The organism is Ornithinimicrobium cerasi, assembly GCF_003702705.1.
GTDB classification, from domain to species: domain Bacteria; phylum Actinomycetota; class Actinomycetes; order Actinomycetales; family Dermatophilaceae; genus Ornithinicoccus; species Ornithinicoccus cerasi.
Map to the genome: position 1 here is coordinate 189,567 of NZ_QZMN01000004.1, position 21,833 is coordinate 211,399.

Here is a 21,833-nt window from a genome sequence, read left to right on the forward strand (position 1 = left end):
TAACGAGGTCCGGCGACCGGCCGGCCGGACCGTAGACTGACGCCCATGGCCCAGACCTCCACCGTTGATCTCGTCGTGTCCCTCGCCAAGCGCCGTGGCTTCGTGTTCCCCTGCGGCGAGATCTACGGCGGGACGAGGTCGGCGTGGGACTACGGGCCGCTCGGCGTGGCCCTGAAGGAGAACATCAAGCGGCAGTGGTGGCGCTCGATGGTGCAGACGCGCGACGACGTCGTCGGCCTCGACTCCTCGATCATCCTGCCCCGCCAGACGTGGGTCGCCTCGGGCCACGTCGGGGAGTTCTCCGACCCGCTGACGGAGTGCCAGTCCTGCCACAAGCGGTTCCGCGCGGACCACCTGCAGGAGGCGGCGGCGGAGAAGCTGCGCAAGAAGGGCGGCCAGGAGGTCGACCCCGACGACATCGCGCTCGACACCCTGACCTGTCCCAACTGCGGCAACAAGGCGTGGACCGAGCCGCGCGAGTTCAACATGATGCTCAAGACCTACCTGGGCGTCATCGAGGACGAGTCGGGTCTGCACTACCTGCGCCCGGAGACCGCGCAGGGCATCTTCATCAACTTCGCCAACGTCATGGGCGCCTCCCGCAAGAAGCCGCCGTTCGGCATCGCGCAGACCGGCAAGAGCTTCCGCAACGAGATCACCCCGGGCAACTTCATCTTCCGCACCCGTGAGTTCGAGCAGATGGAGATGGAGTTCTTCGTCAAGCCCGGTGAGGACGAGCAGTGGCACCAGTACTGGATCGACGAGCGCACCGCCTGGTACGTCGACCTGGGCATCGACCCTGACAACCTGCGTCACTACGAGCACCCGGCGGAGAAGCTGTCGCACTACTCCAAGCGCACCGTCGACATCGAGTACCGCTTCAACTTCACCGGCAGCGAGTGGGGCGAGCTCGAGGGGGTCGCGAACCGCACCGACTTCGACCTGGGCACGCACAGCCAGCACTCGGGCACCGACCTGTCCTACTTCGACCAGACGTCGGGGGAGCGCTACACGCCCTACGTCATCGAGCCGGCGGCCGGGCTCTCGCGCTCCCTCATGACCTTCCTCGTGGAGGCCTACACCGAGGACGAGGCGCCCAACGCCAAGGGCGGCGTCGACAAGCGCACCGTGCTGCGGCTGGACCCCAGGCTGGCCCCGATGAAGGCGGCCGTCCTGCCGCTGTCGCGCAACGCCGACCTCTCCCCGAAGGCCCGTGACCTGGCGGCCGCGCTGCGTCGCCACTGGATGGTCGACTTCGACGACGCCGGGGCCATCGGGCGTCGCTACCGCCGCCAGGACGAGATCGGGACGCCGTTCTGCGTCACCGTCGACTTCGACACCCTCGAGGACCAGGCGGTGACGATCCGCGAGCGCGACTCGATGGCGCAGGAGCGGGTGGCGCTCGACCAGGTCGAGGGTTACCTCGCGCAGCGACTCGTCGGCTGCTGACCCCGCGAGGGCGGGTCGCCTGCCGTGGTGGATCTCGTCCAGGACACCGCACGGTATGCCTGTGCGCGGCTGTCGTGTCCCAGGCGTCGCCAGGGCGTTCGTCGTGACACGACAGCGCCGCACAGTCATGGGTGGTGGGCGGTGGCGATAGCAGGGTCGGTGGCGCTGGTCGGTTGCGGTGGTCGAGATGGTCGGTCGCTCTGTTGGCCCTGACTAGCCGCTCATGATCAGCCCGACGCCGATCGAGACCATCACCACGGCGATGACGGCGTCCAGCACCTGCCAGGAGCGGGGGCGGGCGAAGACGGGGGCCAGCCGCCGGGACCCGAAGCCCAGCGCACCGAACCAGAGGGTGCTCCCGACCACGACGCCGGCGTAGAACCACCACCGGCCGTCCGGGCCGTGCGTGTTGGCGATGGTGCCCAGGAGGGTGACGTCCAGGTAGACGTGCGGGTTGAGCAGGGTCAGGGCCGCCATCGTGGCCAGCGCCCGCCCCACGTCGCCGGCCCCGGCCCCGGGCCCACCCGCCTCGAGCGTGTCCCCGGGGCGGAGGGCGCGCCAGGCCGCGTGCACGCCGTAGCCGATGACGAAGAGCCCGCCACCCCACCGGGCGACGGTGAGGAACGCCGGCCAGGTGGCGACCACCGCACCGATCCCGAGCACCGCCAGCCCGATCAGCAGCGTGTCGGCGAGGATGCAGAAGAGTACGAGGGGTCCGACCCGCTGACGGCGCAGCCCCTGCCGCAGCAGGAAGGCGTTCTGCGCGCCGATGGCCACGATGAGGCCCAGGCCGGTGAGCGCGCCGGTGAGCAGCAGGGTCAAGGAGGTCACGACAGGTGAGCCTAGGTGGCCGGAGCCGTCGGACGCCCATCAGAACGATGAAACATTCTGTCGAACCCTTAGCCTGTCTTCATGTCCCTGGACCCCGTCGCCCTCGCCACCCTCTCCGCCGTCGTGCAGGAGCGCACGTTCGAGCGGGCGGCGGCACGGCTGCGGGTGACGCCGTCGGCGGTGTCCCAGCGGATCAAGGCGCTGGAGCGCTCGGTGGGGCAGGTCGTGGTGGGCAGGACGAAGCCTGTCACCCCGACCCCGGCGGGGGAGGTGCTGATGCGCCTGGCGGGGCACTGGGACCTCCTCGTCCACGACGCCCTCGTCGAGCTGGTCCCCGACCGGGACACGGCGGCGCACCCGCAGGTCCCGGTGGTCGTCAACGCCGACTCGCTCGCCACCTGGATCCTCCCCCCGCTGGCCCTGGCCCAGGAGGAGCTGGGCATCGCGCTGGACGTCGTCCGCGAGGACGAGGAGCACGCCTCCGACCTCGTCCGGTCCGGGGCGGCGCTGGCCGCGGTGACCGCCGACCCGACCCCCGTCGCGGGATGCCGGATCACGCCCCTGGGCTCGCTGCGCTACCTGGCCGTGTGCACGCCGGCGTTCCGCGACCGCTGGCTCCCGCGGGGGGTGCGGGCCGCTGACCTGGACCGGGCCCCGATGGTCCGCTTCGACCGCAAGGACACGATGCAGCACCGGGTGGCGCGGCGCTGGGTCCGCCGCGACATCACCCCGCCGTCCACCTTCATCGGGTCGAGCCAGGAGTTCGCCGAGGCGGTGCGCCTCGGGATGGGATGGGCGCTGATGCCGGCGGCGTGGGCCGAGGAAGGCATCCGGGCCGGGCGGCTGGTCCCGGTCGGGCCCCGGCCCCGTCACGACGTCCCGCTGCACTGGCTGGCCTGGCGGCTGCCCTCCCGCACGCTGGACGTGCTGACGCGGCACGTCACCGAGGCGGCAGCGGTGGGTCTCGTCCCACGTGGTCCTGGCCAGACCTCCGGTGGTGGGACAATCGAGGGGTCATGACTGTCGCCGCACCCGTCCTCCCGCCCCTGCAGATCGGCCCGCACACCATCGACTCACCGGTCGTCCTGGCCCCCATGGCGGGGATCACGAACCGGGCCTTCCGGCGGCTCTGCCGGGAGTACGGCGACGAGGGTCTCGCGGCGGCCGGCGGGGCCGACGCCTCCGGCTCCAGCTGCCTGTACGTCAGCGAGATGATCACCTCGCGGGCCCTCGTCGAGCGCACCCCTGTCTCGATGAAGCTCATCGAGCACGACCCGGGTGAGTCGCCCCGCTCGGTCCAGCTCTACGGCGTCGACCCGGTCACGGTCGGGGCCGCCGTGCGGATGCTCGTCGAGGAGGACCGCGCCGACCACGTCGACCTCAACTTCGGTTGCCCGGTCCCCAAGGTCACCCGCAAGGGCGGCGGGTCTGCGCTGCCGTGGAAGACCGAGCTCTTCCGGGGGATCGTGCGCAGCGCCGTGCGCGAGGCGGGGGCGAACGGCATACCCGTCACGGTGAAGATGAGGGTCGGCATCGACGTCGACCACGAGACGTTCCTCGACGCCGGGCGGATCGCCGAGGACGAGGGTGTCGCCGCGGTCGCACTGCACGCCCGGACGGCCGCCCAGGCCTACTCCGGCGAGGCCGACTGGTCGCGCATCGCCGAGCTGAAGCAGGCGGTGACCTCCGTCCCGGTGCTGGGCAACGGCGACATCTGGTCGGCGGAGGACGCCGTGCGGATGGTCGAGGAGACGGGGTGCGACGGGGTCGTCGTGGGCCGCGGCTGCCTCGGACGTCCCTGGCTGTTCACCGACCTCGCCGCCGCCTTCGCGGGCTCCAGGGTGCGGGTGGAACCGACCCTGGAGGAGGTATGCCGTGTGCTGCGCCGCCACGCGGAGCTCCTCGTCGACTTCCACGGCGACGAGGGCAAGGGGTGCCGGGACATCCGCAAGCACATCGCGTGGTACACGAAGGGCTTCCGGGTCGGGGGGCAGCTGCGGCACCAGCTGGCCCTCGTCGACACGCTGTCCGACCTGGACCGCCTCATCGAGGGGCTCGACCTCGACCAGGGGTGGCCGCGGGAGGGTGCCGACGGCCAGCGCGGCCGCGCCGGGTCCCCCCGGGTCGTCGCGCTGCCGGACCGGTGGCTGGAGTCGCGGGAGCTGGACGAGGGCCAGCGGGCAGCCGTCGCGCAGGCCGAGCTGGACGTCTCGGGAGGCTGAGCGGGCGTCCTCCCGCGGGCGTGGTTACGGTGGAGGCGTTCCCCCACCTCCTCCCGGGCGTGCCGTCCGGAGGACCCACCACGGACGAAGGAGCTCAGCCATGGCACGACTCGAGGGCAAGAACGTCGCTTTCGTGCTCACCGACGGATTCGAGGACAGCGAGCTGACCAGCCCCTGGGAGGCGGTCGTCGAGGCGGGCGGCACGCCGCACCTCGTCTCGCCCGCGAGCGGGAGCGTGAGGGGCAAGAACGGTCACACGCAGCAGGTCGACGTGCCGGCCTCCTCGGCCTCGCCGGACGACTACGACGCCCTCGTCCTGCCCGGCGGCACCGGCAACGCCGACAAGATCCGGATGGACGAGGACGCGGTGGCGCTGACCCGCGCCATCGTCGGGGCGGGCAAGCCGGTGGCGGTCATCTGCCACGGCGCCTGGATCCTCACCGAGGCCGACGCGGTGCGCGGCCGACGGATGACGAGCTACCCCTCCCTGCGGACCGACCTGCGCAACGCCGGTGCCGACTGGGTGGACGAGGAGGTCGTCGTGGACGGAGGGCTGGTCAGCAGCCGCACCCCTGATGACCTCCCGGCCTTCAACCGCGAGCTCGTGGCGGCGTTCGCCAGCTAGGTCAGGCGACCCGGGCTCAGGCGGGGCCGGTGGCGACCGGCCGCGACGGGTCGCCGATCCAGTCGCTCCAGCTGCCCACGTAGACGGCCGGGGACGGCAGTCCCACGGCCTCCATCGCCAGGGCGGCGTGGGCGGCCTGGACACCAGAACCGCAGTAGACGGCCGAGGGTGTCGTCGGCTCGGCGCCGGCCTCGTGCAGGAGCGCCCGCACCGCGTCCCCGGGCAGGAAACGGCCCTCCTCGTCGAGGAGCTCCAGGGCGGGCAGGCTCCGCGCCCCGGGGATGTGTCCGGCGACGGGATCGATCACCTCGTTCTCGCCCCGGAAGCGGTCGGACGGGCGGGCGTCGAGGAGCTGGCCCCCGTCGGCGACCCACGCGTCGACGGCAGTGGCGTCGAGCAGGGTGCGCCCTCCCGGGGTGAGCTCCACGTCGCCCTCGTCCGGGTGGACGTCACCGGTCTGCACGGGCAGGCCGGCCGACTGCCAGGCCGCCAGACCGCCGTCGAGCACCCGGGCCGGGACCCCGAAGTAGGTGGCGAGCCACCACGCCCGGGCAGCGCCCAACGAGGCCCGGGCGTCGTAGAAGACCACGGGCCGGCCATGACGCACGCCGGCGCGGCGCAGCCCGGCCCGGACCCGCTCCGCGGACGGCATCGGGTGCCGCCCACCAGACTCCGCCGGCGGGTCGGAGAGGGCGGTCTCCAGGTCGAGGAAGCCGGCCCCGGGCAGGTGGCCCGACCGGTAGTCGTCGGCGTTGCGGCGGGGACCACCACCCAGGACCCAGCGCACGTCGACCAGGGTCGGGCGTGCCTCCTCCGGACCCCCCAGCAGCTCGGCGAGCTCCTCGACGGAGACGAGCGGCGACCCGCCCCCGGACCCGCCGGCGCCCGTGGTCACGAGGCACCCGGCTCGGTCGGGGGCTCGGCCTGGACGGGGGCGTCGAGCGCCTCGCGGAAACGGTCGGCCAGCTCCTGGGCCTCCTCGTCGGTCATCACGAAGGCGGGCGACACCTGGATCGCGCCGGCGCCGCAGGCTCGCGTGGCGACCCCGAAGTCTCGGACCCGCACGGCGAACTGCATCGCCGCAGCGGGCGTCTCGAGCTGCAGTGCGGCCACAGCTCCCACGCCGCTGCGCACCTCCGTCACCCGCTCGTGCCCGGCCAGGGGCGCCAGCACCCTCGCGAGCGTCTGCTCGAGGCGGGCCGCCTCCTGCACGAGGCCCTCCCGCTCGATGAGGTCGAGGTTGGCCAGCGCGACGGCGGCGGCGGTGGCGTGACCGGAGTAGGTGTAGCCGTGCCGGAACCAGACCCCGGCACCCGGCCGGAAGAACGGCTCCCACACCCGGGGAGCGACCAGGACCGCGCCCATCGGGGCGTAGCCGCTGGTCAGGCCCTTGGCGGTGGTCACCAGGTCCGGCTCCAGCCCGAACCGGCTGCTGGCGAACCAGGCCCCGCCGATCCGGCCGAAACCGGTGACCACCTCGTCGGCGACGAACAGGATGTCGTGCTCGGTGCAGGTCTTGCGCACCTCGGTCAGGTAGCCCTCCGGCGGCGCGTAGACACCGCCGGCCCCGATGACCGGCTCGCAGAAGAAGGCCGCGACGCGGTCGGCGCCGATCCGCTCGATCGTCGAGCGGAGGTCCTCGGCCGAGTCCCACCCGACCTGCGCCGTACCGTCCGGGACGAGCTCGCCATACCCCTCGCGGTTGCCGGGGATGCCCGCGAGGGCGGTGCCGGCGTAGTGCATCCCGTGGTAGGCCTTGGACCGCGAGACCAGCACGGTCTTCTCCGGCCGTCCCTGCTCGACCCAGTAGCGGCGCGCCATCTTGGCGGCGGTGTCGATGGAGTCCGACCCTCCGGAGGTGAAGAAGATCTTGCTGCCGGGGACCGGCGCGATCGCCTCGAGGCGGTCGGCGAGCCGGAGGGTGGGCTCGGTCGCGTAGTCGCCGAACGTGGAGTAGGCGGCGAGGGTGCGCATCTGCTCCGCCGCGGCCTCGGCCAGCTCGGCCCGGCCGTGACCGACGTTGGTGAACCACAGGCCGGCGGTGGCGTCGAGGTAGCGCTCGCCCGCGGTGTCCCAGACGCGCACCCCCTCGCCGCGGGCCAGGACGAACTCACCGGCGGACTCGACCGCGCCCATGTCGGAGAACGGATGCCACAGAGATCCCATGAGCCAGACCCTAGCCGCAGGGTCGTGGCACAGTGGTGAGCATGTGCCGGAACATCCGTCAGCTCCACAACTTCGCCCCGCCCGCCACGCCGGAGGAGGTCCGTGCCGCCGCGCTGCAGTACGTGCGCAAGGTGGGCGGCAGCCCCCAGCCCTCACGGGCGAACGAGGAGGCGTATGCCGTGGCCGTCGACGCGGTGGCGGAGGCGACGCAGCGGCTCCTCGACAGCCTCGTGACCACGGCCCCGCCGAAGGACCGTGACGTGGAGGCGGCCAAGGCCCGCGCCCGGGCGCAGGCCCGCTACGCCTGATGGGCGGCCACTACCTGCGCCCCGTCACCGCGCTGCCCCGGCACCCGTCGCTGGAGCGGGCGGCCCTGCCCGACACGCGCGCGGTGCGGCTGCGGCACGTCGCCAACTGGGTCAACCTGTCCACGCCGTTCGGGCTGCTCGTGGCCCGGGTGGGAGGGTGCCGGCTCCGCCGCGGTCCGGCGCGCAGCGTGCTGGCCGACTACTACCGGTGGACCTTCCCCGCGGGGGGTGCGTTCACGATCGGCGACGTCGTCATCACCCGGCACGACCTGGACCTGCTGGCCGCCCGGCGTCCCACCCTGCTGGAGCACGAGCTGGTCCACAGCACCCAGTGGGCCTACTGCCTCGGCCTGCCGTTCCTGCCGCTCTACGTCGCCTCGATGGCCTGGTCGTGGCTGCGCACCGGCGACCGGGCCGCCCGCAGCGTCTTCGAGCGTCAGGCGGGGCTCCACCTGGGCGGGTACGAGGACGTGCAGCCACGCCCGCTCGGGCCGGTCGTGGGCCGGGGGATGCGCCGGATGATGCTCCTGGTCCGCGGCCGCAGGGGGCTCGACGCGGGCGCCGCGCTGGGGGAGGAGAAGCGCCCGTGACCCGCGCTCACCTGGTCGGGGGTCGAGACCTCACGGGGCCAGGGGTCCCTCGCCCACCGAGCCCAGGCCGGGCGTCACCGAGTCACCGAGCCTGACCACCCCCGCGGACAGGGGGACGAGCCGCGTCCCGAACCAGGTCTTCCCACCCCACGCCCGGTGCCGCGCCAGGGTCGCGATCGGTTCGGACCCCGTGGCCAGCGTGACGGGGTCGATCGTCGTCATCACGCAGCGGTCGCACAGCTCCGCCGTGCGGAACGCGACGTCACCCAGCCGCACGGTGCCCCAGAGGTCCTCCGCGAACGGCTCGTCCCCGTCGATGACGACGTTCGGCCGGAAGCGCAGCATGTCCAGACGCGGCAGGGGCCCCACCCACTCCTGGAGCCTGGAGAGCGAGGCCTCGCTGGTGAGGAGCAGCGGTCCGGCGTCCGCCAGCGACAGGGTGTCACCCTCCGCGCCGCCGTGCGCCCCGGACACCCGCCGGACCCGCGGGTCCTCCTGCCACACCAGCCGGAGCGGCCGGCCCACCCGCTCGCTGACCCACCGGCTCACGTCCTCGTCCGCCGGTGCCGCGGAGCCCTGCCGCGAGTGGCCGACCAGGACCTGCGGCACGCCCAGCGGGGTGTCCACCGGGATGCTGCCCCCGTCGGCGTCGTGCAGCCGGATCGTCTCCTCGTCGACCTGCTCCGCCCACAGGCCCAGCAGCCCCCGCTCCTGCCGGGCGGTGACCGGTTCACCCGTGTCGTCGACCAACCCCCACCGGCGGTCACCGGCCAGGCCCCACGGCTCGACGTCGGCCTCGTCCACCGGCACGCCGCCGACCGACTTGACCGGGTAGATCCTCAGCTCGGTGACGCGCACCGCCCCAGCCTCGCACGCACGGCATACGCTCGGGACGTGAGCACCGCACCCCGTCCCGAGGTCGCCGGCTACACCGCGTCCGACCGGGAGCGGTGGGTGGCGGAGGACCCGGCCCTCAAGCGCGCCGACCGGCACGACTTCGCGCGCGACCGCGCGCGGGTGCTGCACTCGGCGGCGCTGCGTCGGCTGGCCGCGACGACGCAGGTGGTGCAGCCGGCGAGCGACGACTTCGTCCGCAACCGGCTCACGCACTCCCTCGAGGTGGCGCAGATCGGTCGGGAGTTCGGCGCCGCCCTCGGCTGCGACGCGGACGTCGTGGACACCGCGTGCCTCGCCCACGACATCGGCCACCCGCCGTTCGGCCACAACGGGGAGGCGGTGCTCGACGAGCTGACGGCCGGGATCGGCGGGTTCGAGGGCAACGCCCAGACCCTGCGCGTCCTCACCCGGCTGGAGGCCAAGCGCGCCCACCCGGACGGGCGGTCCGCCGGTCTCAACCTCACCCGGGCCAGCCTCGACGCCGCGATGAAGTACCCGTGGCCGCGGGGCGGGCATGCCGCGGGCGGGCACAAGTTCGGGGTGTACGACGACGACCGGGAGGTCTTCGCCTGGGTCCGCGAGGACCTCCCGGAGGGAGACGCGACCCGCCGCTGCCTGGAGGCGCAGGTCATGGACTGGGCCGACGACGTCGCCTACTGCATCCACGACGTGGAGGACGCGATCGCCTCCGGCCGGGTCGATCCCGCGGCGCTGCGCTCGCGGGAGGTGCAGGAGGCGGTCTCGGCCCTGGCCCGGGACTGGTACGCCCCCGACCTCGAGGTCGACCAGCTCCTCGAGTGTCTCGGACAGGTGGTCGCGACGGGGTGGGTCCCGTTGCGGCACAGCGGGAGCCGTGCCGACCTCGCCGCTCTCAAGGACATGACCTCGCGCCTCATCGGCCACTTCGTGCACACCGTGGAGAGGGTCACCCGGGAGCGCTACGGCGACGGCGTCCTCAGCCGCTACGCCGCCGACCTCGTCATCCCCGACCGGGTCCGGGCCCAGGCCGCCGTGCTCAAGGCGGTCGCCGCCCACTTCGTCATGCTCAGCGAGGAGCGTCGTCAGGTGATGGACACCGAGCGGGAGGTCCTGGGCACCCTCGTCCACCTCTACACCTCCGACCCCTCCCGGCTGGACCCGGTGCACCGGGAGGCCTACGACGCCGCACCGGACGACGCGGCGGCGGCCCGGGCGGTGATCGACCAGGTCGCGAGCCTCTCCGACGCCCGTGCGCTGGCCGTCGTCGCCCAGCGGTCCCCGGCCCGGTCCGCGGGCGCGTGATGGGCGTCCTGGACCGGCTCGACCGTCCCGTCGTGGGCGCGCCGATGGCCGGCGGTGTGAGCACCCCCCGGCTCGTCGCCGCGGTCGGCGACGCCGGGGGGCTGGGGATGCTCGCGGCCGGCTACCGGACCCCGGAGCAGCTGGCGGCCGACCTCCTCACCACCAGGGAGCTGACCGCCGCCCCCTTCGGCGTCAACCTGTTCGTCCCGCGGCGCGTGGACCGCGCGCGGCACGAGGCGGCGGTCGCGGCCTACCGCGAGGCGCTCCTGCCGCTCGCCGCCGGGCTGGGCACCGACCCGGGGTGGCCCTCCTGGGAGGACACCGACCACTGGGAGGACAAGGTCGCGCTCGTCGAGGCGTTCGCCCCGGCGGTGGTCTCCTGCACCTTCGGCGTGCCCGGCGAGGACGTCGTCGCGCGCTGGCGCGCGGTCGGCGCGGAGGTGCACCTGACGGTCACCTCTACGGCCGAGGCGGCCGCGGCGGTGGGTGCCGGCGCGGACGTGCTCGTCCTGCAGGGGCACGAGGCGGGCGGGCACCGGGCCACCCACGACCCCGAGGCGGAGCCGGTGCTCATCGACCACCTCGGGCTGCTCGAGACCGTCCGGCCGCTGACCGACCTGCCGCTCGTCGCGGCCGGGGGCGTCACGACGGCCGGGGACGTGCGCCGCGCGCTCGAGGCCGGGGCGAGCGCCGTCCAGGTCGGCACCGCGCTGCTCCTCACCAACGAGTCGGGTGCCTCACCCACCTACCGTGCCGCGCTCCGCGACCCCGCGCTCACCGAGCGCGTGACGACGCGGGCCTTCAGCGGGCGCGTCGCCGGGGCCGTCCGCAACCGCTTCGTCGACCGGTATGCCGTGCTCGCGCCACCCGCGTTCCCGGTCGTGGACCAGGTCAGCAGGCCGGTGCGCGTGGCGGCGGCCCGCGCCGGCGACGTCCACGCGATCCACGTGTGGGCCGGCTCGGGCTGGCAGGCCTGCCAGGAACGGCCCGCCGCGGAGATCGTCCGGGAGCTCGCGGGGTGACCGGTCCCGGCGCCGACCGGCCCTGGCTGCCGTCGGACGCACGGCTGGACGACGGCGTCGACCTCGGGGGCTCGACCCGGTCGCAGGTGCGGCGGCACCAGGTCCTCGAGGGCCCGCCGGGGTGGGGGAGCTCCGTCGTGGTCAAGCGTTTCCTGCCCCAGCGGGAGGGTCACCGCGCCGCGACGGGCTACACCCGCGAGCGGGTGGGGCTGACCCACCTCCCCGGTACGCCACGCCTGCTCGCCTCCCACGACCCGTCCCGCACGCTCGTCCTGGAGGACCTCGGGGCCGACTCCCCGACGCTCGCGGACGTGCTCCTCGCGGAGCGGGCCACGCCGGGGGCGTCGGGCAGGGACACCAGCGCCGCCGCCTACTGGCAGGCCATCGAGTGGGCCGGGGCGCTCGGCCGCACCGTCCGCAGCCCGACCGGGATGCCCGACGCCGCGAGGGCGGAGCTGGCCGACGCGGCGGCCGAGGACCGGCGGGTCCGGCAGGACTACCCGCGCACGGGGCTGTCCCGGCTGCGGGAGGTGGCCGGGGTCCGTCACGCGGGCGCGGCGACCGCCGAGATCCTCGACGCGGTCGAGCGGCTCGAGCGCGACACCGCACGGCACGTCCTGGGTCCGGGCGACGCCTGCCCGGACAACGCGGTGCTGACGCCGGCGGGCGTGCGCCTCGTCGACCTCGAGGGTGCAGGGGTGCGTCACGTCGCCTACGAGGCGGCCTACGCCGCGGAACCGTTCTCCACCTGCTGGTGCGTCCTCACCCCACCGGTGGGGCTGACCGGGGCCATGCTCACGGCCTTCACGGCCGGCGCCGGCGAGCACCTGCCCGGGCTGGCCGACGACCCGGACTGGCCCGCCCAGGTGCGGGTGGCCGTCGCCGCCTGGGTGCTCAGCGGCACCCTCTGGCTGCTGGACGGGGCGGTCGCCGACAGGGCGATGGCACCGGCCGGGCGCCGGGGGCCGCAGTTCCGTGCGTTGCTGCTGTCCCGCTGGCGCCGAGTGGTGCACGAGTGCGCCGAGGAGCTGCCGGACGTCGCCGCCGTCTGCGACGAGGCGCTGCGCTGGGCCCTGCGCGCCTGGCGCGACGGGTCACCGCTCGAGCTCCCCCCGTACCCGGCCTTCGCGGACTGAACCTTTCCGGGTCGGGGTGCGACATGCTGGGGGAGAGAGCCGCACCGATCTCGTGAAGGAGGCGGCCGTGGTCACGACGGACCCCGCCTACAGCGAGTTCGTGCTGGCCCGGCAGGGCAGGCTGCGTCGCGCGGCCTACCTGATGTGCGGCGACGCCGCACAGGCCGAGGACCTGTTGCAGGAGGCGTTGATCGCGTTGGCCGAGAAGTGGGAGACCGTGGAGCACCCGGACGCGTTCGTGCGCAGAGTCATCTACCGCCAGCGGGTGTCGTGGTGGAGGCGGTCGCGGCACGAGCTGGCCACCGGCACGCTCCCGGAGGGGGGCGTCGACGACGGGGCCGACGTGCGGGCCCGCGACGCCGAGGTGCACGACGTCCTGCGCACCCTGCCCCCCCGCCAGCGGGCCGCGCTCGTCCTGCGCTACTTCGAGGACCTGACCGAGGCCCAGACGGCCGAGGTCATGGGCATCGCGACGGGGACCGTGAAGAGCCTGTCCCACCAGGCCGTCGCCAGGATGCGCGCCGAGCTCTCGGCGCACCAGGTGGTCGAGCAGAGGGAGGGACGGCGATGAACCCCAGGTATGACGTGCCCGTCCCCGGCGACCCCGACGACGGCACCCTGATGCTCGAGGTGCGCGAGGCGCTGGACCGCGCCGCGCAGCTGCACGCCGAGCCGGACGTGGACGTCCACGAGCCGTGGTCGCTCGGGCGACGGCGTCGGGCGCGCAAGCGGGCCGGGGCCGCCCTGGTGGCCGGTGCGGCCACCGTCACGGCGCTCGCGGTGGGGTGGCAGGCCGGCCTGATGGGCGGGGCCACCGACCCCACGCCCACCGTGGCCGCGGTGCCCGACGGATACACGACGTTCGTGTTCGCGGCGCCGGGTGCCCCGGAGGTCGACGTGGACACCGTCAGCGCGCTCGACGTGCCGACCGCCGCGGAGCTCAGCGGGACCACCTGGGTGCTCACCGACGACCTGTGGGGCAGCGACCTGTCCGCGTCCCAGGTGGTGGCGGCGGACCCGGGCACCACGACGATCACCTTCGGCGGGGACCCCGGGTCCGGATGGGGGTTCTCCGCGGACGGCTGCGGGGGCGGGTGGGTCCAGGAGGACCTCTCGTTGTCCGCCGAGGGACGGTTCCCGCCCAGCGACCCGGTGAGCGACGACCAGGGGTGCCCGCAGGACGCCCAGGCGGCGGAGGACTTCTGGGCGGCCGCCCTGGGCGGGGGCGGATACCTGAGGGTGCTCGGGGACGACGACTGGTTGCTGGTGTCGGTCGTGGCCCCCACCGCGGGACCGGACGACGACGAGGGCCCCGGTGTGGTGACCGTCACGGCCAGCCCGACGGCGCCGGCGCCCACCGCCGAGCCCGCCCCGTCGGTCCCGTCGACGCCTGCGGAGCCGTCCCAGCCCCTGCCCACGCAGCCTCCGCCCTCGCCCGAGCCGTCGGCGTCCGCGCCGCCGGAGCCGCCGAGCGCCCCCACCGGCACGGTCGACCCGCCGGACGAGCCGGGCGCGACCGGCGGCGGGCTGCTGCCGGGCTTCGTGCCTGCCGGCTCCGCGACCACGAGCGCGGGCTTCCCGGGCGGAGGGGCGCTGTTCGCCCCCACGGTCCGGGCGGGCGCCAACGACGGCTTCGACCGAGTGGTGGTGGATCTCACCGGCACGGGCGCGCCGACCTGGCGCGCGGCATACCCCCCGGAGCCCGTGCGGGACGGGTCGGGACTGCCCGCGGGGGTGGCCGGTGACGCCGTGCTCGAGGTGGTGATCACCGGCATGGCCTACCCCGAGCCGGGGGACCCGGTCTACGACGGGGGCGACTTCGGGCTCGACACGCACGCTCTGGGCCTCGTCGTCGAGGTGATCCGGACGCCACCCTTCGAGGGTCAGCTGCAGCTGTTCGTCGGGATGACCGGAGAGCCCCGGCCCTACCGGGTCTTCCTCCTGCAGGACCCGATGCGCCTCGTCGTGGACGTGCAGACCGCCCCCTGAGGCGGCCTCACCCCTCCTCCGGCGGCTCCTCGTGACCCTCCGCCTCGTCCCGTGCCGCCCGCTCCAGCAGGGGGGCGAGGTCGTAGACCGCGTCGTCGATGCCGGCGTGCAGGTCGCCGAGCTCGGCGTAGCGGCAGGGCATCGTCAGCATCGTGAAGTCGCCCGGCTCGCAGTCCGGCACCTCGTCCCAGCGCAGCGGGGCCGACACCCTTGCGTCGGGCGTGGCCCGCACCGAGTAGGCCGCGGCGATGGTGTGGTCGCGGGCGTTCTGGTTGAAGTCCACGAAGACCTTGCGCGGGTCCCGGTCCTTGCGCCACCAGGTCGTGGTCGCCTCCTCCGTGCGCCGCTCGACCTCCCGGGCGAAGGCCAGGGCCGCGCGACGCACGTCGCGGAACCCGTGCTCCGGGGCGATCCGCACGTAGACGTGGATGCCCTTGGACCCGGTCGTCTTGGGCCAGCCCACGGCGCCCAGCTCGGCCAGGACCTCCTGTGCCACCCCGCAGACCCGCCGTACGGTGGCGAAGTCGCAGTCGTCCCCCGGGTCGAGGTCGATCCGCCACTCGTCGGGCTGCTCGACGTGCCCGCGCCGGCTGTTCCAGGGGTGGAACTCCACGCACGACATCTGCACCGACCAGATCACCTGCGCCAGCTCGGTGACGCAGAGCTCGTCGGCGGTGCGGTTCCAGCGGGGGAAGGTGACGTGCACCGTCTCCATCCAGTCGGGGGCGCCCCGCGGCAGCCGCTTCTGGTGCACCCGCTCACCGGCGATGCCGTCGGGGAAGCGGTGCATCATGCACGGACGCTCCCGCAGGGCGGTGACGATGCCGTCCCCCACGGAGAGGTAGTAGCGCGCCAGGTCGAGCTTGGTCAGGCCCAGGTCGGGGAAGTAGACCCGGTCGGGGTTGGAGATCCGCACCGACCGACCCCCCACCTCGAGCTCGGTCGCGGGGCTGCTCCCTCGGCTGGTGGGCATGGCTCAGCCTAGCGAGACCGCGGTCTGCCGTTCCGGACCACCGGGGCCCTGGGCCGGGGTGCCGTCGCCCGCCGTCGCGGGGGAGGGTGCCGCACCGGCGGTGGCGCGGACCCGGGTGGAGACGACGACGACGAGGACGGCGAGGACGACACCCACCACCAGCGCGGCGCGGACCCCGCCGTCCAGGGCCTCGGCGGCCCCGGCGCTGTTCCCCAGCAGCGCACCCTCCCGCCAGGACAGGACCGCGATCGACAGAGCGGTGCCGGCGGCCGCCGCGACCTGCTGGACGGTGCCGAGCATGGCGCTGCCGTAGGGGTAGAGCGCGGGCGGCAGCGCGCCCAGGCCGCCGGTGAAGGCAGGGGTGAACATCAGCGCGAGCCCGACGCTGGCGGTGACGTGGAGGAGCAGGAACGCCCACCACGGGCCGATCACCGTCGCGACGACCATCCCCGAGAGGGCCACGAGCAGGAGCAGGGCGCCGGGGACCACCAGCGGCCGGGAGCCGACGCGGTCGAACCAGCGACCGACCCTGGGCCCCATGAGTCCCATCGCGAGGCCGCCGGGCATCAGGAGCAGGCCGGCCTCGAGCACCGAGAGGCCGCGGACCTGCTGGAGGTAGAGCGGGAGCAGGATCATCACGCCCATGAGCGCCATGAAGGCCAGCGAGGTGAGGGTGAGGGCGGCGGCATACTGCCCGTGCCGCAGCACCCGCAGGTCCAGCAGCGGGGACCCGGTGCCGCGCTGCAGCGAGAGCTGACGCCAGACGAAGAGGCCCAGACCGGCCGCCCCGACGGCGAGCGCGACCGGCGCCGGGACGAGCGGGGCCGAGCCGCTGGCCGCGCCATCGCCACCGGCCTCCGCGAGCCCGTAGACGAGCGAGCCGAAGCCGACCGCGGTGAGCAGGACGCTGGGGACGTCCAGCCGGGGCCGGGCACCGGCGGGGTCGGGGACCGACGCCACGCGCAGGGCTCGCAGGCCGACGACGGTGATGAGGAGCGCGATGGGCAGCACGAGGCCGAAGAGCCAGCGCCAGCTCAGCCACTGCAGCACCACGCCGGAGACGGCCGGGCCCAGGGCGGGGGCGACGGAGATGACCAGGGTGACGTTGCCCATCACCCGGCCGCGGGCGTGCGGGGGGACGAGCGTGAGCAGCGTGGTCATGAGCAGGGGCATCATCACCGCGGTGCCGCTGGCCTGGACGACCCGCCCGAGGAGCAGGAACGGGAAGGAGGGCGCGACCACGCAGGCCGCCGTACCGGTGAGGAACAGGCCCATCGCCAGCCGGAAGGCAGCCCGGGTCCCCAGCCGCTGGAGCAGCCAGCCGGTGGTGGGGATGACCACGGCCAGGGTGAGCATGAAGCCGGTCGAGAGCCACTGCGCCGCGCGCTCGTCGATCTCCAGCGACGTCATCAGCTGGGGCAGGGCGTTGACGAGCACGGTCTCGTTGAGGATGACCACGAAGGCCGCCACGGTGAGCGTGCGGAGCACGGTGGTGGTGACGGGCGGCAGCGGTTCGCTCGCGGTGCGGGGCATGGGAGGGGTGACCTCGATCGTCGTCGGGACTCATCGGTGACCGGTCGCTCCGCTCGTCGTGGCGGCCGGCTGTGGGGGAAGTGCCCGAGGTCCAACACCGGCCGACCTAGACTCCTTCCCACAGACGACGACAGATTTCCGCGAGGGAGGTGCAGGCGCGTGGCGGGACGGATCCGGGCCGAGGACGTCCAGAGCGTCAAGGAGCGCGCCTCCCTCGAGGAGGTCGTCCGGGCCGCCGGGGTCAACCTGCGCGGAGGCGGGGTGGGGACCCTCAAGGGGCTGTGCCCCTTCCACGACGAGAAGACCCCGTCCTTCCAGGTGCGCCCGGCCGTCGGCTACTTCCACTGCTTCGGCTGCGGCGAGGGCGGAGACGTCATCGACTTCGTCACGCGGACCGACCACCTCACCTTCACCGAGGCCGTGGAGCGGCTCGCGGACCAGCTGGGGATGACCCTGCGGTACGAGGAGAGCGGGCCGGGTGCACGCGACCAGGGGTCCCAGGTCCCGGCGGGACAGCGGACCCGGCTGATGGAGGCGCACCGGGTGGCCGAGGAGCTCTACCACCAGGCGCTGCTGGAGAGCGCGGAGGGCCGGGCCGCCCGGGTCTTCCTCCACGAGAAGGGTTTCGACGGCGAGCACGCCCGGCAGTTCATGGTGGGCTACTCGCCGCAGGGCGGGCAGGTGCTGACGGACCACCTGCGGGGCAAGGGGTTCACCGACGACGAGCTGGTCGTCGCGGGCCTGGCGTCGCGGGGTTCCCGGGGGCTCTACGACCGGTTCCGCGGGCGGGTGATGTGGCCCATCCGCTCCATCACGGGGGACACGGTCGGCTTCGGCGCCCGTCGCCTCTACGACGACGACAGGGTCGCCGCCAAGTATCTCAACACCGCCGAGACCCCGATCTACAAGAAGACCGGGGTTCTCTACGGCCTCGACCTGGCCAAGAAGGCCATCTCGACGGAGCGCCGGGCGGTCGTGGTCGAGGGCTACACGGACGTGATGGCCGCCCACCTCTCCGGGGTCGGCACCGCAGTCGCCACCTGCGGGACGGCCTTCGGCACCGACCACATCTCGATCCTGCGCCGGATGCTGCGGGACGAGCCGGGGCGGGCACCCGCCCGGGTGATCTTCACCTTCGACGGGGACGCCGCCGGGCAGAAGGCGGCGATGAAGGCGTTCGAGCAGGACCAGCGGTGGGCCGCGCAGAGCTTCGTCGCCGTGGCGTCCGAGGGCCAGGACCCCAACGACCTGTGGCTCCGGGAGGGCGGCGAGGCCGTGCGTGCCCTCGTCGACTCGGCCCAGCCGATGTTCGAGTTCGCCGTGCAGACCGTCCTTGCCCTCTATGACCTTGATCAGAACAGTCAACGAGCGGCAGCACTGTCCGAGGTGGCGCCGCTGCTAGCAAAGGTCCAGGACGAGTCGCTGATGGTGGAACTGGCGCGCTTCGCCTCCGACAGCATCGGGTATCTGGACACAAATGTGGTCCTCGGCGCGATTCGTCACGCCCGCAAGAACCCGCCTTCCCAGGCACTACGCACGCTTCAGAGGCAGCAACCCAGCAGTGAGCCCGACGGTGAGGAGCGGCATACCGAGCTGCCCCGGCCCGACCTGCGCGACCCCGTGCAGGTGGCTGAGCGCCAGCTGCTGCAGGTCGCCCTGCAGTACCCCCTCGCGATCTACCCGGGTGACATGGACGAGCTCGACCCCAGCCACCTCCGTGCGCCGATGCACCAGGCCGTCTGGCACGCGCTGCGCGCGGTCGGCGGGGTCACCGCCGCGAACACCATGAGCGCGACCCGGTGGAACCAGGCCGTCCTCACCCAGACACCACCGCCGGTGCGCCCGCTCGTCCACGAGCTGGCCGTGGCACCCCTCCCGACCCGCCTCGACGCGGCGAGCGGGCTGCCGCCCGAGGTGTATGTCGACTCGCTCGTCATGCGCGTCCGGCTGGCCACCCTGGAGCACCGGATCGCCCAGACGCTCGGTCAGGCCCGTCGCACGCCGGACGGCACGCCGGAGTCCCGCCGGCTCGGCGAGCACCTCATGCAGCTGCAGCGCGAGCACGCCACCCTCAAGGACAAGGTGACCTGACCCATGCCCCTCTTCCGCCGCCCCCGCCGCGTCATCGGCGTCGAGACCCCGCCCCCGACGACCAGGCCCCGGGACGTCCCGGCCTCCGCCCGCCTGCCCCTGGAACGGGGCGAGCAGCTGCTGGCCTCCGCCCAGGAGGACGCTGGCGGGCACTGGCTGCTGCTCACGAGCTGGCGCCTGGTCGAGCGGACCGATGACGGCCGCACCCTGCTGGAGCGCCCGTGGCACGAGGTCGACGCCGGCGTCTGGGACCCCGACACGTGGGTGCTGGGCGTCTCCTTCGTCGACGGGCTCGACGGCCGGCAGTGGGGCCTGCGGCTGCGGACGGGCCCGGGGATGGTGCCGGAGGTGCTGCGCGACCGGACGACGGCCAGCGTGGTCCTGGTGCGCGCCGTCGACCTGGGTCGCCCACGGACGGCCAGGGTGACGATCCGCACGGACCTGCGGACCCGGGACCTCGTCGAGCAGGTGATCCTCGGGCGGGGCGCCCGTCCCGACGACCGCGAGCTGTCCGCGCAGGTCCACCTGGCCCGCCAGGAGCTGCGGGGCCAGGTCGGCCTGGACCCGGCGTCCACGACAGACTGAGCTGGCCCCTCACCCGACCGGAGAGCGTGGCGTCCGGCGATTTCGGGAGGCGCCGCGCCCTTTGCTACAGTCTGTCCTCGCTGCACATTCCCCTGTAGCTCAATTGGCAGAGCAGCCGGCTGTTAACCGGCAGGTTGTTGGTTCGAGTCCAACCGGGGGAGCATCGAGAAGGGCCCTCTGAACTGCGGAAACGTCAGTTGGAGGGCCTCTCGCTTTTCCAGTGCAGCGACTATGCATCGTTCGCCGTTGGTTGCTCCCGCATGAGAGGCGCAGCCAAGTGCCCTTCTCGTTGCATTCACTCGGCCATCCGCCGTCAGATGAGCCGGCAGCTACGGCCGCCGGCTCTGGACGAGCTCGGGCTGGTCGGTGCGCTCGAAGAGGTCGTCGAGAGCCTTGGCCTCGACTGCGCGGTGGTCAGCCAGGACCTCGGTGTGCTTCCTCCCGGACCCGAGGCCGCCGCATACCGGATCGGGCGCGAAGCACTCACCAACGTCGCCCGCCACTCCGGATGCACTTCGGCGCAGCTGACGATCGCGCGACACAGCGACAGTGTGCAGCTCGAGGTGCGTGACCACGGTGCCGGGCGCAGCGGCCCAGCCGGAGTGGGGACGGTGTCCATGCGGGAGCGGGCACACGAGCTCGGCGGGTCGCTCTCCATCGAGGACACCGACGGCGGAGGGACCACCGTCCGCGCTTGGCTTCCCCTGCCCGCGCAGAGAGGGATCCGATGAGCCCGATCCGGGTCGTGCTCGTCGACGACCACCCCATGTTCCGCGAGGGTGTGCGCTTCACGCTCCAACGATCCAGCGACATCGAGGTCGTCGCCGAGGCGGCAGACGGAGCCGCCGCCATCGCTGCCGTCGCCGACACCGCCCCGGACGTCGTCCTCATGGATCTCGCGATGCCAGGGATCGGCGGCCTCGAAGCGATCACGAGGATCCTCCACAACCACCCGGGCGTCGCCGTCCTCGTCCTGACCATGTCCGAACAGGACACCGCGCTCTTCGCCGCGCTGCGGGCCGGGGCACGCGGATACCTCGTCAAAGGTGCACCCGGCGAGGAGATCGTCTCCGCGATCCGCTCCGTCGCCGCAGGCCACGTCCTGATCGGCGCGCCCGTCGCAGCCCGCACCCTCGAGGTCCTCACCGACCCCGGCCCGCCCGGGTCCGCGGACCCAGAGCACGACTACGGACTCACCCAGCGAGAGCATGAGGTACTCGCACTCCTCGCCCGCGGCATGACCAACCAACAGATCGCCGACAGACTCGTCATCTCACCAATCACCGCCCGCAACCACGTCAGCAACATCCTGACCAAACTCCAGGTACGCAGCCGCCGCGACGTGATCCGTCGCTTCGGACGCCATGAAGAACCCTGAGCACAGGCCCATGCCTTCAGCGCAAACAAGGACCGACCAGCGCACAGGCGTTACGTGAGTCCTTTCGCCGGCAGTTGACCACGTGGTCTGTGGTTCCGCATCGCTCAACAGTCAGGGACGTCCCGCACTTGCTCTCACGGTGACCTCCGCGACCGCAAGGGCACGAACCGTGGAGTGCGGTCGGCATAGTCGGCGTATCCCTCGAATCGCTCCGCCAGGCGTGTTTCCTCCCATCGTGCTTTCACGTTCAGGAGCAGGACCAGCGCTGCCAGGGTGAGGAGCCGGAGCCCGCTTCCGGCCGCCACCGTGATTGCGGCCATCATGAGCAACAACCCGCTGTAGATGGGGTGCCGTACGTACCGGTAGAGGCCGCCCGTACGCAGCTGGGCGTGGGCGTTCGGCAACGGCGTGGCCGTCAGACCTCGGCCAAGTCCCGTCGCGCCGATCACCATCACGGTCAGGCCCAGGACGGCGGCCGCGCTGCAGGCAACGGTGAGCGCAGCGGGCACCGGCCAGTCATCGCCCTTTGGGAGCACCACGAGGATACCGATGAGCACGAACTGGCCCACGACCATGAGCCGCGCGGTCCTGACCTGACCAGAGGACGTGCTGCCTTCGTGCCCAGCAGCGGATTCTGTGGGTGGGCTCATCTGATCGGCTTCCTTCACGGGAAGAGTGGAGCCAACGAGTGGTGAGATGCCGAGGTTGACAGCGCGTCGACGAGCCCCATCATCCTTGGTCCTCGCGGCCGAGCACG

The 21,833-nt window shown here is 73.3% G+C and carries 22 protein-coding genes and 1 tRNA gene; 16 read left to right on the plus strand and 7 right to left on the minus strand.

Annotation, left to right across the window (positions count from 1 at the left end; genetic code table 11):
• Positions 1-45 precede the first annotated feature (45 nt).
• Positions 46-1,449: a glycine--tRNA ligase gene (locus D4B81_RS06240; protein WP_122261588.1), complete on the plus strand. Its 1,404-nt coding sequence runs from the start codon at positions 46-48 to the stop codon at positions 1,447-1,449.
• A 213-nt stretch (positions 1,450-1,662) separates the two neighbouring features.
• Here D4B81_RS06240 and D4B81_RS06245 read toward each other — a convergent pair whose 3' ends face one another.
• On the minus strand, positions 1,663-2,280 hold the full coding sequence (locus D4B81_RS06245) for a LysE/ArgO family amino acid transporter (RefSeq protein ID WP_202613597.1): 618 nt from the start codon (positions 2,278-2,280) through the stop codon (positions 1,663-1,665).
• An 81-nt stretch (positions 2,281-2,361) separates the two neighbouring features.
• On the opposite strand from D4B81_RS06245, the gene D4B81_RS06250 reads away from it, so the two are divergent.
• The 3 genes from D4B81_RS06250 (at position 2,362) to D4B81_RS06260 (ending at position 5,127) form a co-directional block, all read left to right on the plus strand.
• Positions 2,362-3,300 carry a LysR family transcriptional regulator ArgP gene (locus D4B81_RS06250; RefSeq protein ID WP_122261589.1) on the plus strand — a complete coding sequence of 313 codons (939 nt, stop codon included), beginning with the start codon at positions 2,362-2,364 and terminating at the stop codon, positions 3,298-3,300.
• Entirely contained in the window at positions 3,297-4,502 is a 1,206-nt protein-coding gene (dusB, locus tag D4B81_RS06255) for a tRNA dihydrouridine synthase DusB (protein WP_122261590.1), read from the plus strand. Before D4B81_RS06250 ends, dusB begins: the two co-directional genes overlap by 4 nt.
• Before the next feature lie 100 nt (positions 4,503-4,602).
• Positions 4,603-5,127, plus strand: coding sequence for a type 1 glutamine amidotransferase domain-containing protein (locus D4B81_RS06260; RefSeq protein ID WP_122261591.1), 525 nt, complete (start codon positions 4,603-4,605; stop codon positions 5,125-5,127).
• Positions 5,128-5,143: 16 nt separating this feature from the next.
• Here D4B81_RS06260 and D4B81_RS06265 read toward each other — a convergent pair whose 3' ends face one another.
• Together D4B81_RS06265 and D4B81_RS06270 are read right to left on the minus strand one after the other, a co-directional pair.
• On the minus strand, positions 5,144-6,022 hold the full coding sequence (locus tag D4B81_RS06265; RefSeq protein WP_122261592.1) for a sulfurtransferase: 879 nt from the start codon (positions 6,020-6,022) through the stop codon (positions 5,144-5,146).
• Positions 6,019-7,293, minus strand: coding sequence for an aminotransferase family protein (locus D4B81_RS06270; protein WP_122261593.1), 1,275 nt, complete (start codon positions 7,291-7,293; stop codon positions 6,019-6,021). The genes D4B81_RS06265 and D4B81_RS06270 overlap by 4 nt, the downstream gene beginning before the upstream one ends.
• A gap of 41 nt (positions 7,294-7,334) precedes the next feature.
• On the opposite strand from D4B81_RS06270, the gene D4B81_RS06275 reads away from it, so the two are divergent.
• Entirely contained in the window at positions 7,335-7,601 is a 267-nt protein-coding gene (locus D4B81_RS06275) for a DUF2277 domain-containing protein (RefSeq protein ID WP_097187723.1), read from the plus strand.
• On the plus strand, positions 7,601-8,191 hold the full coding sequence (locus D4B81_RS06280) for a hypothetical protein (protein ID WP_337189864.1): 591 nt from the start codon (positions 7,601-7,603) through the stop codon (positions 8,189-8,191). The genes D4B81_RS06275 and D4B81_RS06280 overlap by 1 nt, the downstream gene beginning before the upstream one ends.
• 30 nt (positions 8,192-8,221) lie before the next feature.
• Here D4B81_RS06280 and D4B81_RS06285 read toward each other — a convergent pair whose 3' ends face one another.
• Positions 8,222-9,049, minus strand: coding sequence for an MOSC domain-containing protein (locus D4B81_RS06285; RefSeq protein ID WP_122261594.1), 828 nt, complete (start codon positions 9,047-9,049; stop codon positions 8,222-8,224).
• A gap of 36 nt (positions 9,050-9,085) precedes the next feature.
• On the opposite strand from D4B81_RS06285, the gene D4B81_RS06290 reads away from it, so the two are divergent.
• From D4B81_RS06290 to D4B81_RS18450, 5 genes are all read left to right on the plus strand, one after another.
• Positions 9,086-10,369, plus strand: a complete 1,284-nt coding sequence (locus D4B81_RS06290) for a deoxyguanosinetriphosphate triphosphohydrolase (protein ID WP_122261595.1) — start codon at positions 9,086-9,088, stop codon at positions 10,367-10,369.
• Entirely contained in the window at positions 10,369-11,391 is a 1,023-nt protein-coding gene (locus D4B81_RS06295) for an NAD(P)H-dependent flavin oxidoreductase (RefSeq protein ID WP_122261596.1), read from the plus strand. The genes D4B81_RS06290 and D4B81_RS06295 overlap by 1 nt, the downstream gene beginning before the upstream one ends.
• Positions 11,388-12,527: a hypothetical protein gene (locus D4B81_RS06300; RefSeq protein ID WP_122261597.1), complete on the plus strand. Its 1,140-nt coding sequence runs from the start codon at positions 11,388-11,390 to the stop codon at positions 12,525-12,527. Before D4B81_RS06295 ends, D4B81_RS06300 begins: the two co-directional genes overlap by 4 nt.
• 67 nt (positions 12,528-12,594) lie before the next feature.
• Positions 12,595-13,098, plus strand: coding sequence for a SigE family RNA polymerase sigma factor (locus D4B81_RS06305; RefSeq protein WP_202613598.1), 504 nt, complete (start codon positions 12,595-12,597; stop codon positions 13,096-13,098).
• Complete coding sequence (locus D4B81_RS18450) at positions 13,095-14,516, plus strand: AMIN-like domain-containing (lipo)protein (protein WP_202613599.1); 1,422 nt, start codon at positions 13,095-13,097, stop codon at positions 14,514-14,516. The genes D4B81_RS06305 and D4B81_RS18450 overlap by 4 nt, the downstream gene beginning before the upstream one ends.
• Before the next feature lie 7 nt (positions 14,517-14,523).
• Here D4B81_RS18450 and ligD read toward each other — a convergent pair whose 3' ends face one another.
• Both ligD and D4B81_RS06315 read right to left on the minus strand, forming a co-directional pair.
• On the minus strand, positions 14,524-15,489 hold the full coding sequence (gene ligD, locus D4B81_RS06310) for a non-homologous end-joining DNA ligase (RefSeq protein WP_122261598.1): 966 nt from the start codon (positions 15,487-15,489) through the stop codon (positions 14,524-14,526).
• A 3-nt stretch (positions 15,490-15,492) separates the two neighbouring features.
• Entirely contained in the window at positions 15,493-17,022 is a 1,530-nt protein-coding gene (locus D4B81_RS06315; RefSeq protein ID WP_122261599.1) for a DHA2 family efflux MFS transporter permease subunit, read from the minus strand.
• A 159-nt stretch (positions 17,023-17,181) separates the two neighbouring features.
• Between D4B81_RS06315 and dnaG the strand changes: the two genes are divergently transcribed.
• From dnaG to D4B81_RS06340, 5 genes are all read left to right on the plus strand, one after another.
• On the plus strand, positions 17,182-19,113 hold the full coding sequence (gene dnaG / locus D4B81_RS06320; protein WP_122261600.1) for a DNA primase: 1,932 nt from the start codon (positions 17,182-17,184) through the stop codon (positions 19,111-19,113).
• Positions 19,114-19,116: 3 nt separating this feature from the next.
• Positions 19,117-19,698: a hypothetical protein gene (locus tag D4B81_RS06325; RefSeq protein WP_122261601.1), complete on the plus strand. Its 582-nt coding sequence runs from the start codon at positions 19,117-19,119 to the stop codon at positions 19,696-19,698.
• A gap of 88 nt (positions 19,699-19,786) precedes the next feature.
• A tRNA-Asn gene (locus D4B81_RS06330) sits at positions 19,787-19,859 on the plus strand.
• Between the two features lie 156 nt (positions 19,860-20,015).
• Entirely contained in the window at positions 20,016-20,429 is a 414-nt protein-coding gene (locus tag D4B81_RS06335) for a sensor histidine kinase (protein WP_122261602.1), read from the plus strand.
• Positions 20,426-21,076, plus strand: coding sequence for a response regulator (locus tag D4B81_RS06340; RefSeq protein ID WP_122261603.1), 651 nt, complete (start codon positions 20,426-20,428; stop codon positions 21,074-21,076). The genes D4B81_RS06335 and D4B81_RS06340 overlap by 4 nt, the downstream gene beginning before the upstream one ends.
• A 134-nt stretch (positions 21,077-21,210) precedes the next feature.
• Here the strand turns inward: D4B81_RS06340 and D4B81_RS06345 are convergent, their stop codons facing one another.
• The gene (locus D4B81_RS06345; protein WP_161965010.1) at positions 21,211-21,744 is read right to left on the minus strand and encodes a methyltransferase family protein; all 534 of its coding nucleotides are present in this window, start codon (positions 21,742-21,744) and stop codon (positions 21,211-21,213) included.
• Positions 21,745-21,833 lie beyond the last annotated feature (89 nt).